Genomic DNA, 11,724 nt, shown 5'->3' on the forward strand with positions numbered 1-11,724 from the left:
TGAGGACCCAAGCTCGCCCATGCGTTGCCTGATGTTCATTTGCCTGCTGATCTGCAGCCTGCCCTCCTTTGCCCTTGACCGCTCGCGTGTTGAAGGCTACCTGCTGCCTAACGGCCTGCAGGTCATCTTGAAAAACGGCTATGAACGGGACCATGTGGCGATCCGCCTGGTGATCGGCGTAGGCCTGGACGATTTCAATTGCGAGCAGAAAGAGCTGCCGCACCTGCTTGAGCACCTGTTGTTCAGCGGCATCGATGAAACCGGCGAAGGTGGCCTGGAAGAACGCCTGCAGTCGCTGGGCGGCGAATGGAATGCCTACACCAGCAGCGCCGACACCACGTTCGTCATCGAAGCGCCGGCGCGCAACCAGCGCAAGGTCCTCGACCTGCTCCTGGCGGTAATCCGTGACACTCGGATCGACGCCAGGACCCTGGCCACCGCCAAGCGCATCATCGAACGCGAGGATGGCGGCCATTATGGCCACCTGCAGCGCTGGCTCGACCGCCAGGACATCGGCCATCCCGCCAGCGACCAGCTGGCCACCGAACTGGGCCTGAAGTGCCCGGAGCGCTCCAACCTCGACGACATGACCCTGGAGCAGGTGCAAACCTTGCGTGACCACTGGTATGCGGCCAACAACATGACCCTGATCATGGTCGGCGGCCTTGACCGCCTGTTGCCCGCCTATCTGGAACGTACCTTTGGCGAACTGCCTGCCACCGAGCCGGAAGAGCGCCGCACCCTGGAAAGTATCAGCCAGCAGGCCGAGCAGCGCCGCGACCTGACCCGTGGCTGGCTGGGTGACAACGTCAAGCTGCACTGGCTGTTCGTCGAGCCGGTGTTGGACAACGACCACCAGGCCACCCTTGACCTGCTGTCGCATTACCTGGAATGGGCGCTGTATGACCAGCTGCGGCTGCGCAACGGGCTGTCCTATGGCCCTTCGGCGCAACGTGAAAGCTTTGGCGACACCGGCCTGCTCAGCCTCAATGCCGACCTTGAACGCGAAGACATCAACCGGGCGGTCAAGGTGATGCAAGCGTTGTTCGACCACCTGCGCAAGGAAGGCCTCGACCCGGACACCTTTGCCCGAATCAAGGACGCCAGCATCGCCAAGGAGAGCTGGAGCACCCAGGGCAACAGTGCCTTGGCCGACTATTACTGGGGGGCGCTGAACGACTATAACGACGGGCGCTTCACCGACCCTGCGCGCAAACTGCGCCAGGTGAGCCTGGAGCAGGCCAATGAGGCGCTCAGGGCATTGCTCAAGGAGGATGGCTATACGCGCATCGAGAAGCCATTGCTTGGCTATGATGATCTGTATGGTCTGGCGGCCTTGCTGTTGGGGCTGATCCTTGCAGCAGGGCTGTTACGCTGGCGTCGGCATGCCCCGGTAAAACCGGACGACGCTACACGCTAGCGGTGAATCGGCGGTATTCTTTTGCCACCACCGCCCCCTCATCCTCCCTGTTGTAGAGCCAATGCCTCAAATACCCCGCATCGTCCAGCGCATCATCGATTTGCTTAAACGCTACCCCGGCATCATTGCGCTTGGCGGTTTCCTTTCCGGCATCGGCAGCTTCATCCTGGTTGACCGCCAAGCCAGCCTGGCCAGCTGGGTAGCCGTGCTGATGCTCATCAGCTGGGTCTGGCTGATGCTGGAAAACACCCTCACCGGACTGTTCGCGCGCATCTTCAACCGCGAAATCCCACAACCGCTATTGCGCTACGCGACGCAGATGATTCACCAGGAATCACTGTTCTTCGTGCTGCCGTTCTTCTTTGTCACCACCACCTGGAATAGCAGCCAACTGGTGTTCACCGGCCTGCTCGGCGCTGCCGGCCTGATCTCGATCATCGACCCGCTTTACTACAAGTGGCTGGCACCGCGGCGCTGGTTGTTCCTGGCGCTACATACCCTGACCCTGTTCGCCGCCCTGCTCACCGCGCTGCCGATCATCCTGCACCTGACCACCGCGCAAAGCTTCAAGCTCGCACTGATCATCGCCATGGCGCTGTCGTTCCCCAGCCTGGCCAGCAGCTTCCCGATCAATAACTGGCGGCGCGCCGTGGCGCTGGTGCTAGTTACTCTGTCGGTTGGCGGCGGCGGGTGGCTGCTGCGCTCATGGGTGCCGCCGGCGACCCTGTGGATGACCGACGTCGCGGTCAGCACCGAGGTGCAGAATCGCCAGCCAGGCGCTTCGCTGAAGGAAATCGCTGCCAGTCGCATCAGCAGCCAAGGCCTGTATGCATACACGGCAATCAACGCACCACGCGGCCTGAACGAACGGATCTACCACGTATGGCAAAAGGACGGCCGGGAAGTCGATCGCATTGCGCTGGATATCCATGGTGGCCGCAAGGAAGGCTATCGCGCGTGGACGCACAAGCAGAACTTCCCGCGCCCAACCCGGTAGGCAAGTGGCAGGTGAGGGTGCTGACCGAAGATGGGCAGGTGATTGGCGTACTGCGCTTCAAAGTAGTCGACGATACGCCGACACAATGATTGAGGTAACTTCGCCCCTGTAGCAGCAGCCTCGCGTCGCGATGGGCCGCAAAGCAGCCCCCGTGCCCCACACAGCACATAATCACCAAACAGCCCTGGCCCGCTGCGCTATGATCAGCCCCTGAGCCTCACTGCCGAGTCAGGAGCATGGAGCCGATGACCCAACCCAGCGCCACCCTGGACACCAGTAGCCGGCCGGCCTGCCTGCGCATTGCCGGTGACTGGACGCTGGCGCATTACGCCAGCCTCAAGCGTGACAGCGAGCGCCTGCGCACGCAGTATGCCGCCGACACCGTTGCCGACCTCAGCCAACTTGGGCGCCTGGATACTGCCGGGGCCTCACTGCTGGCCGAATTGCTCGGTGCCGAGCGCCTGTCGCTCTGCACCAACGAACTGCCCGAAGCCAGCCGCGCACTGCTCAGGAACGTCTATTGCTCCGTGCAGGACTACTGCATTCCGGTCAAGGAACCCGAGCGCAACGTGCTGCTGTTGCTGCTGGAACGCATCGGCTGCGCCGTCGGTGCCTTGTGGCAAGACAGCCTGCAGTTGCTTGGCTTCGTCGGCGTTATTCTCGAAACCCTGCTGCGCCGCGCCTTGCAACCGCATCGCTGGCGCTGGACCCCGGTCGTGGCGCACATCGAACAGACTGGCCTGGATGCTGCGCCCATCGTCGCCTTGCTGACCTTCCTGGTGGGCGCGGTGGTGGCCTTCCTCGGTGCCACGGTGCTGGCCGATTTCGGCGCAACCGTCTTCACGGTCGACCTGGTGGCCTTCTCGTTCCTGCGTGAGTTCGCCGTCCTGCTGACCGCCATCCTCATGGCCGGCCGTACCGCCAGTGCATTTACCGCACAGATCGGCTCGATGAAGGCCAACGAGGAAATCGACGCCATCCGCACCCTGGGCCTCAACCCCATGGAGCTGCTGGTAGTGCCGCGGGTGCTGGCCTTGCTGATATCGCTGCCCTTGCTCACGTTTGTGGCGATGATCTGCGGGATCGTCGGCGGTGCGGTGGTATGTGCGCTGTCGCTGGATATTTCGCCAGCCATGTTCCTGTCGCTGCTGCAAAGCGACATTGGCGTGCAGCATTTCCTGGTCGGCCTGGCCAAGGCGCCGTTCTTCGCCTTCCTGATAGCCGCCATCGGTTGCCTGGAAGGCTTCAAGGTCAGCGGCAGCGCCGAATCGGTGGGGGCGCACACCACCTCAGCGGTGGTGCAGTCGATATTCGTGGTCATCGTGCTGGACGCGGTGGCCGCCCTGTTCTTCATGGAGATGGGCTGGTGAGTGGCCAGGAGAGCGTGATCGAGGCGCGTGGCATCTGCAACCGCTTTGGCCGCCAGAGCGTGCACGAGAACCTCGATCTGGACCTCTACCGTGGCGAGATCCTCGCCGTGGTCGGCGGCTCGGGCAGCGGTAAATCTGTGTTGCTGCGCAGTATCATCGGCCTGCGGCGGCCCAATGAGGGCCAGATCAAGGTGTTCGGCCAGGATCTCGCCGGCCTGCGCGAAGAGCAACGCTCACTGATCGAGCGGCGCTTCGGGGTGCTGTTCCAGAAGGGCGCACTGTTTTCCTCGTTGACGGTGACCGAGAACGTGGCATTGCCACTGATTGAACACGCCGGGCTGTCCCGCGCCGATGCCGAGCATCTGGCCGGGGTGAAACTGGCCCTGGCCGGCCTGCCGATCTCGGCCGCCGACAAGTACCCGGCCTCGCTGTCCGGCGGCATGATCAAACGTGCGGCACTGGCCCGCGCCTTGGCCCTGGACCCTGACATCCTGTTCCTCGACGAACCCACCGCCGGCCTGGACCCGATTGGCGCCGCCGCCTTCGACCAGTTGATCCTGACGCTGCGTGATGCGCTGGGCCTGTCGGTGTTCCTCATTACCCATGACCTCGACACCCTGTACACCATCACCGACCGCATCGCCGTACTGTCGCAGAAAAAGGTCCTGGTCGCCGGCCCGCTGGCCGAGGTCGAGCAGGCCAGCGACACCTGGATCCAAGATTACTTTCATGGCCCACGCGGGCGCGCAGCCGAGCAGGCTGCGATCCGTGCCGGGCAGGAGCGCTGAGCAATGGAAACCCGAGCCCATCACGTCCTCATCGGCCTGGTCACCGTTCTGGTGGTAGCCGGCGCCATGCTGTTCGGCCTGTGGCTGACCAAATCCAGTGTCGACGATGCCTTCAAAGACTACGAGGTGGTGTTCAACGAAGCTGTCTCCGGCCTGTCGCGCGGCAGCCCGGTGCAGTACAACGGTATCAAGGTGGGTGATGTGTCGACCCTGCGTCTGGACCCGAAAGACCCGCGCCGGGTACTGGCACGGGTGCGCCTGAGTGCCGACACCCCAGTAAAGGAAGACACCCAGGCCAAGCTGACCCTGGCCGGGGTAACCGGCAACTCGTTCATCCAGCTCAGCGGCGGTACCCCACAAAGCCCGGAACTGAAAGGCAAGGACGGCAAGCTGCCGGTGATCATCGCTTCACCCTCACCGATCTCGCGCCTGCTCAATGACAGCAGCGACCTGGTGACCAACATCAACCTGCTGCTGCACAACGCCAACCAGATGTTCTCCGAGGACAACATCGGCCACCTGAGCAACACCCTGGCCAACCTCGACAAGACTACCGGTGCCTTCGCCGGCGAGCACGGCAGCATCGCCGAGGCCATCGAGCAACTGGTGCAGGTGGGCAAACAGGCCAGCGCCACCTTGGCCGAAACCCAGGCGCTGATGCGCAATGCCAACGGCCTGCTGGGCAGCGAGGGCAAACAAGCGATCGGCAGTGCCGAGCAGGCCATGCAGTCGCTGGCCGAGAGCACCGCCACCATCAACCGCCTGCTGGAAGACAATCGCGAAGCGATCGGCGACGGCGCCCAGGGCCTGAACCAGCTCAACCCGGCGATTCGCGAACTGCGCGAAACGCTCAACGCACTCAAGGGTATCTCCCGGCAACTGGAGGCCGACCCCAGCGGTTACCTGCTAGGCCGCGACAACAACAAGGAGTTCCAGCCATGAAACCGTCGCTGCGCCTGCTGGCCCTGGCGGCCGCGCTGAGCCTGGCCAGTGCTTGCTCGATTCTGCCGCAGAGCGAACCCGTCGACCTCTATCGCCTGCCAGTCAACCAACCCAGCCGTATCACGCCAGCGCTGGACTGGTCACTGCGCCTGAACAAGCCGCTGGCCAGCGAGGTGCTGGCCGGCCCGCGGATTGCCGTGGTTCCTCAAGGTAATGTGGTCAGCAGCTACAAGGGCGCGCGCTGGAGCGATGCGGTGCCGGTGCTGCTGCGCAACCGCCTGCTGGACGGTTTTCAGCGTGATGGCCGGGTACAGCGGCTGAGCGCTGACGACAGCAACCTGCAGGCCGACTTTGAACTGGCTGGCGAGCTGCAGGCCTTCCAGAGTGAATACCGAGCAGATGGGGTGGTGGAAGTGGTGGTCCGCTATGACGCGCGGCTGGTACAGGGGCGCACCCAGCGCATCCTTGCCAGCAAGCGCTTCGAAATCCGCAAACCGTTGGTCGACCGGCAGGTGTCAGCGGTAGTCGCAGGCTTTGGCCAGGCTTGTGACCAACTGACAGGGCAGGTGGTGGGTTGGACCATTGCCCAGGCAGGTAGCGCTCCCGCTTCCTGAAAGCTGTCCCGCGTGGTGCAGGAGCGGCCCGTAGAGCAGATGACTCAGGCGAAGAACCAGTAGCAGACGAAAATCGCCGCAATCACGCCGCTCAATTCCGCCAGCAATGCGCAGCCGACCGCATGGCGCACCCGCTGGATACCCACGGCACCGAAGTACACCGCCAGCACATAGAAGGTGGTTTCGGTGCTGCCCTGGATGGTTGCTGCCACCAGCGCGGGGAAGCTGTCGACGCCGTGGGTCTGCATGGTCTCGATCAGCATCGCCCGAGCGGCACTGCCGGAGAACGGCTTGACCAGCGCCGTGGGCAAACCCTCGACGAAACGGGTGTCCAGGCCCATCCAGGTGACCAGATGGCGGATGCCGTCCAGGGCCATCTCCAGGGCGCCGGACGCACGCAGCACGCCCACCGCCACCAACATCGCCACCAGGTAGGGCAATAGCCCTTTGGCGACATCGAACCCTTCCTTGGCGCCGTCCACGAACGCTTCGTACACCTGTACCCGTCTCAGGGCGCCAATTACCAGAAAGACCATGATCACGCCAAACAAGGTGAGATTGCCCAGGATCGACGACAGGCTGGCCAGTGCAGCCGCGGACAGGGTGCCAAGGAACGCCATGAAGCCACCCAGCAGCAAGGCGCCGGGAATCAGGTAGGCGAGCACCACCGGGTCCCACAGGCGCAAGCGCTGCATAACCGCCACCGACAGCAGGCCGACCAGAGTCGAGACGCTGGTAGCCAGCAGGATGGGCAGGAACACCATGGTCGGGTCCGCTGCCCCCTGCTGGGCCCGGTACATGAAGATGGTCACCGGCAGCAGGGTCAACGAAGAAGCATTAAGTACCAGGAACAGGATCTGGGCATTGCTCGCTGTGGTACTGCTGGGGTTCAGCTCCTGCAGCGCACGCATGGCCTTGAGGCCGATCGGGGTGGCGGCGTTATCCAGCCCCAGGCCGTTGGCGGCAAAGTTCATGGTGATCAGGCCCAGGGCCGGGTGGCCGGGTGGGACCTCGGGCATCAGCCGCGCGAATAGCGGGCCAAGCATCCGGGCCAGCCATTCGACGATGCCAGCCTTTTCGGCAATCTTGAGAAAGCCCAGCCAAAGGGTCAGTGTGCCGAACAACAGCACCATGACTTCGACCGACAGCTTGGCCATGGCAAAGATGCTCTCGACCATGGCCGCGAAGATACCGGGGTTGCCGCCAACCAGCCACTGCGCCAGCGCGGACACGGCCGCCACCAGGAAAAAACCAAGCCAAAGGCCGTTGAGCATCCGTGTATTCCCCCTGAAAAATGCCCGAATGATAGCGTATCGGGCCCCTCGCGACCGCTCCTACCGGAAGCCGTGACCACTGCGTAAAACAAAAAGCCCCGACAAGTCGGGGCTTCTGGTCAAACGTGAGTGAGGCTTAGCGCTTGGCAGCTTCGCCAACCACCGCAGCTTCCTGTTTGTCGGCCATCAGCGAGGCGTAGTACTTCTCGCCCTTGGCGGCATCGTACATGCCTTCCCACCGCGCGATGACCAGGGCTGCCAGGGCGTTGCCCACAACGTTCAAGGCGGTACGGGCCATGTCCATGATGCGGTCGACACCGGCGATGAAGGCCAGCCCTTCGAGCGGAATGCCCACGCTGCCCAAGGTAGCCAGCAGGACCACGAAGGACACGCCCGGTACGCCCGCGATACCTTTGGAGGTGACCATCAGGGTCAGGACCAGCAACAGCTGTTGGCTCCACGACAGGTCGATACCGTACAGCTGGGCGATGAAGATGGCCGCGATGCTCTGGTACAGGGTCGAACCGTCGAGGTTGAAGGAGTAGCCGGTCGGTACCACGAACGAGCAGATCGACTTCGGCGCACCGTACTTCTCCATCTTCTCGATCACGCGCGGCAGCACGGTTTCCGAGCTGGAGGTGGAGTAGGCGAGGATCAGCTCATCTTTCATGATGCGCATGATCTTGATCACCGAGAAGCCGAACAGGCGGGCGACCAGGCCCAGCACCATGAAGGCGAAGAAGGCGATGGCGAAGTACACCAGCAGCACCAGCTTGGCCAGCGGCAGCAGCGAGCTGAAGCCGAAGTTGGCCACGGTCACCGCGATCAGGGCGAACACGCCGATCGGGGCGTAGTTCATGATCATGTGGGTGACCTTGAACATGGTCTCGGAAACCGCCTGGAAGGTGCGCACCAGCGGATCGCGCAGCTCTGCCTGGAGGCTCGACAGGCCCAGGCCGAACATCACCGAGAAGAAGATGATCGGCAGCATCTCGCCGCGCATCAGCGCTGCAAAGATATTCGACGGAATCAGGTTGAGCAGCGTCTCGATGAAAGCGTGCTCATGCTGTACTTCGGCGGCGGTCGCCTGGTACTTGGAAATGTCCACGGTACCCAGGGTGCTCATGTCGATGCCGGCACCAGGGTGGAACAGGTTCGCCAGCACCAGCCCCACGAGAATCGCGATGGTGGTTACCACTTCGAAGTAGATGATGGTCTTCAGGCCGATACTGCCGAGTTTTTTCGCGTCGCCAACCCCGGCGATGCCCACGATCAGCGACGAAATCACGATCGGGACGACGATCATCTTGATCAGGCGAATGAAGATGTCACCAGCGGGCTGGAGGACGTTGCTGATCCACCATGCCTTTTCTGCACTGAAATGATTCAGTAGCGCGCCGATTGCAACACCCAGAATCAGACCGATGACGATCTGCCAGGCGAGGCTGAGTTTTGCCTTCTTCATGTCTTTACCCTTTGTTCTAGTGGTCATGGGCACCCGGCGGAACACTTGTAACGAAGCCATTGCCCTGTTGACGGGCAGCGGATGCGCATCCGACGAGTTCATGTAAGGACACGCAGGCGAACGAAGAACGCTCGGCCAGCGAAAAAGGCCGCAACTATTGCGATGGCAAAGGGGGAAATCTAATGCCGGAAACGCATGACCCATGCCGTTTACGCATATGATTTTTGACCCCTGAGAGGAGTTTGCAAGTGCTTGATTTATAACGTTCGGAATTCCGAACAAGACCAAACCGCCATAATTAGGCAGATTTGACAGGGTCTAAAGTGCGGTCGATATGGCCTGTTCGACTATCCGAATGGCGGAAATGTCGCCTGAACGAAGGCCAGACAACGTGAGAAAAAAATGATGTACGGTCGAAACAAAATGTGTCTCGAAGGGCTGTTCGTGCAGGGAAGGGGTTGCATGGCTCCTCGGAAGCCAGGTCTGGCCAAGTACCCATGTGGCACCGCCGACCTGATGCTTCCGATTCCGCCTTCCTGACCCGGCCCATTGCTGGAGGCACTCCCTGTACCCCTAGGCCACTCCGATCCTGTAACAATCAGAACGGCCCGGCCCCCTGGTCATGTGCTGCCCCTCCTCGGGGCGGCGCATCTTGGAAGGCCGAACTATAGAAAGGTTCGGCTTCCATTACGTGACAGTGCATGACCTTGTACCCGTACCGCAGCACTCTCAGTACCAGTTCGGGTCACGCTTGAGCTGCTCTTGCAGCATCGCCTTCATGCCGTCATCCGGCTTGCCCAGCCAGCGATACTGCGCGTGGCGGGTAGGCGACTTGTCCTTGGGCAGGCCTTCGGGCACTTCGACGAGCATCCCGTAGGCATCGTCCTTGTCCCAGCTGAACGCCACGATCAGGCGTTTGTAGGTGCAGTTATCCTGCCGTTCGCACAATGGACCGACCAGATACTTGTCGCCATCCTCGGTCACGGCCGACATCTGCTGCTGGGAACTGCCGGTCAGATTGATCACCCAATCTGGCAGGCGTTCCTCGCCTTTGATTGCGTCCTGCCAGGTTTCCCGATACTCAGGGTCCGAGCCGAGCAACTGGTCGACCCGGAACTGGCCGTCATTGGCCGCCATTGCCGCCGCACTGCCGCCCAGCAAAAGGGCGGCAGCCAGGGCTGTCCTACGCTTCCTGCCCATCTTTAACCTCGTCCACGTCCAAAGAAGAAGGAGGCTACGAACAGCACCAAGAAGACAATGAATAGAATCTTCGCGATGCCCGTGGCAGCGCCTGCGATGCCACCGAAGCCCAGTACCGCAGCGACAATGGCGATGATGAGGAAAGTGATAGCCCAGCTCAGCATGATGGTTCTCCTTTCTTTTTCGAAATCGGTCCGTTCTCTGAGTCAGAAGACCCAGCGATCCTGCGGCACGACAGTTTCCACAGTGGCCGGTGAAGCCTTGGCCTGGCTGCCAGACACTGGGCCGGTGGCTTTGACCAAGGTATTGGCATGGGTCGCCTGAATCTGGGTCAACAGGGCGGTCTGCGCCGCCACTTGCTCGGCGAGGCGCGAGGTCTGCCAGCTGTAGTAGAAGAGGCCGGCAGCCAATGTCAGCAGCAGCGCCATGCCAAGTGTCAGCACCTGGGGCAGGGGCAATGCGGCGTTCTGCGAGCGGTTGACGGATTGACGGTTCATGCCGGCTCCTCCTGCTGTAATTTTTGTTCAAACCTGAACAGGTAATTGCAGCCTGCATGCCAGCTTGAGAATTTAAATTAATTCCTTTTAATTCAATGAGTTACTGGAGAACCCTCCGCCAGGCCAGCACGTATCCTGCACGATGCCATCCCTGGTGTCGTGCGAATTGCACGATCGCTCAGCCTTCTACCTTGGTGGCCACCTTGAGCAGGTCTGCGTCCACACCACGCACACCCACGATCTGCCGGGCTATCTCCACGGCAATGGTTTTCTGCTCGCTGCTGACCACCTCACCTGCCAGCCGCACCAGGCCCTCTTCACTGGCTACCTTGAGGTTCAGGCCGTCAAGGTTGCGGCTGAAACGGTAGCTGTTCTGGATCTTGTCGATGATCCAGCTGTCGCTCGGTTGCGGTCCGCTCGGCAGGCCCACGGGGGCTTCCGCGGCCTTGGCCATGGTCGCGGAATCAAGACTGACCAGGTTGTTGACCAGGTGCACACCGTCGGTGGTACGCGCTACCACGCCGGCGAGTTCCTTGGCTTCGGCACTGTCGACCCTGCCCCGCAGGGTGACCACCCCCTCACTGCTTTGTACATCTATAGGAGCGTTCTCGGTGGTGCGGCTCCACAACAGCCGGGCACGGATCACCGCCGCCAGTGTGGCGTCCTCCAGACGCTGGGCGTAGGCACGCAATTCGAGCGGGCGCTCCACCAGCTGGGCGTTGACCCGCAGCTGGTTGTCCACCTTTTCGATACCGCCCGTGGCCAGGGCGATATGCTCGGCCAGCTGACGTTCGACGTCGTTCTCCACTTCACCGGAAAGCCGCGCCTGCTTGCCATGCACCTCGACGTCAATACGGAACAGGTCGAGCATGCGGTTCAGCGACAGCGCCGTTTGCAGCGCGCCTTCGAGACGCGCGTCCTGTACAGGGTCGGCAAATACCGGGGTGAACGCTGGCAGCAAAACGGCTGCCAATACGGCGGTCCGCAGGTAAAAGGTCATGGCGGTGCCTCCTTTCTGTAGGCAAATACTGAAAATCATCGCAACCAATGTGCCATCCGCTACCTCTAAGCAAATCATCGGTATAGCGGGGCCTCTGGGCATTGATTGGCCATTGGCTAGCATGCAAAGGTCCGATTCCTTCAGAATTGACCATGCA

Annotated in this window: 11 protein-coding genes and 1 pseudogene; 6 read left to right on the plus strand and 6 right to left on the minus strand. The window is 61.8% G+C overall.

From position 1 onward, the window contains the following. Positions 1 to 19: 19 nt before the first annotated feature. The 6 genes and pseudogenes from ACVWZT_RS08260 to ACVWZT_RS08285 all read left to right on the plus strand — a co-directional run bounded on the left by ACVWZT_RS08260 (position 20) and on the right by ACVWZT_RS08285 (position 6,131). Positions 20 to 1,420 (plus strand): M16 family metallopeptidase, encoded by a 1,401-nt coding sequence (locus ACVWZT_RS08260; RefSeq protein WP_457468893.1) that lies wholly within the window; start codon positions 20 to 22, stop codon positions 1,418 to 1,420. Positions 1,421 to 1,481: 61 nt separating this feature from the next. Next, positions 1,482 to 2,506: pseudogene (locus ACVWZT_RS08265) on the plus strand (DUF5924 family protein). Between the two features lie 147 nt (positions 2,507 to 2,653). Then, positions 2,654 to 3,787, plus strand: a complete 1,134-nt coding sequence (locus ACVWZT_RS08270) for an MlaE family lipid ABC transporter permease subunit (protein ID WP_457468895.1) — start codon at positions 2,654 to 2,656, stop codon at positions 3,785 to 3,787. Continuing rightward, the gene (locus tag ACVWZT_RS08275; RefSeq protein ID WP_296235081.1) at positions 3,784 to 4,575 is read left to right on the plus strand and encodes an ABC transporter ATP-binding protein; all 792 of its coding nucleotides are present in this window, start codon (positions 3,784 to 3,786) and stop codon (positions 4,573 to 4,575) included. Before ACVWZT_RS08270 ends, ACVWZT_RS08275 begins: the two co-directional genes overlap by 4 nt. A 3-nt stretch (positions 4,576 to 4,578) precedes the next feature. Continuing rightward, positions 4,579 to 5,517 (plus strand): MlaD family protein, encoded by a 939-nt coding sequence (locus ACVWZT_RS08280; protein WP_296235082.1) that lies wholly within the window; start codon positions 4,579 to 4,581, stop codon positions 5,515 to 5,517. Continuing rightward, positions 5,514 to 6,131, plus strand: coding sequence for an ABC-type transport auxiliary lipoprotein family protein (locus tag ACVWZT_RS08285; RefSeq protein ID WP_296235083.1), 618 nt, complete (start codon positions 5,514 to 5,516; stop codon positions 6,129 to 6,131). Before ACVWZT_RS08280 ends, ACVWZT_RS08285 begins: the two co-directional genes overlap by 4 nt. A gap of 44 nt (positions 6,132 to 6,175) precedes the next feature. On the opposite strand, the gene ACVWZT_RS08290 is transcribed toward ACVWZT_RS08285, so the two are convergent. The 6 genes from ACVWZT_RS08290 to ACVWZT_RS08315 form a co-directional block, all read right to left on the minus strand. Further along, positions 6,176 to 7,405, minus strand: a complete 1,230-nt coding sequence (locus ACVWZT_RS08290; RefSeq protein WP_296235084.1) for a nucleoside recognition domain-containing protein — start codon at positions 7,403 to 7,405, stop codon at positions 6,176 to 6,178. A 136-nt stretch (positions 7,406 to 7,541) separates the two neighbouring features. After that, positions 7,542 to 8,870: a glutamate/aspartate:proton symporter GltP gene (gltP, locus tag ACVWZT_RS08295; protein ID WP_296235085.1), complete on the minus strand. Its 1,329-nt coding sequence runs from the start codon at positions 8,868 to 8,870 to the stop codon at positions 7,542 to 7,544. Between the two features lie 729 nt (positions 8,871 to 9,599). Next, entirely contained in the window at positions 9,600 to 10,070 is a 471-nt protein-coding gene (locus ACVWZT_RS08300; protein WP_296235086.1) for an inhibitor of vertebrate lysozyme family protein, read from the minus strand. A 2-nt stretch (positions 10,071 to 10,072) separates the two neighbouring features. Next, complete coding sequence (locus ACVWZT_RS08305) at positions 10,073 to 10,234, minus strand: DUF1328 domain-containing protein (protein WP_003252966.1); 162 nt, start codon at positions 10,232 to 10,234, stop codon at positions 10,073 to 10,075. A gap of 42 nt (positions 10,235 to 10,276) precedes the next feature. Further along, positions 10,277 to 10,567, minus strand: a complete 291-nt coding sequence (locus ACVWZT_RS08310; protein ID WP_457468898.1) for a hypothetical protein — start codon at positions 10,565 to 10,567, stop codon at positions 10,277 to 10,279. 178 nt (positions 10,568 to 10,745) lie between these two features. Further along, positions 10,746 to 11,567, minus strand: a complete 822-nt coding sequence (locus ACVWZT_RS08315) for a BON domain-containing protein (RefSeq protein WP_296235088.1) — start codon at positions 11,565 to 11,567, stop codon at positions 10,746 to 10,748. Positions 11,568 to 11,724 lie beyond the last annotated feature (157 nt).

The sequence above is a fragment of the Pseudomonas sp. TE21394 genome, assembly GCF_054057835.1.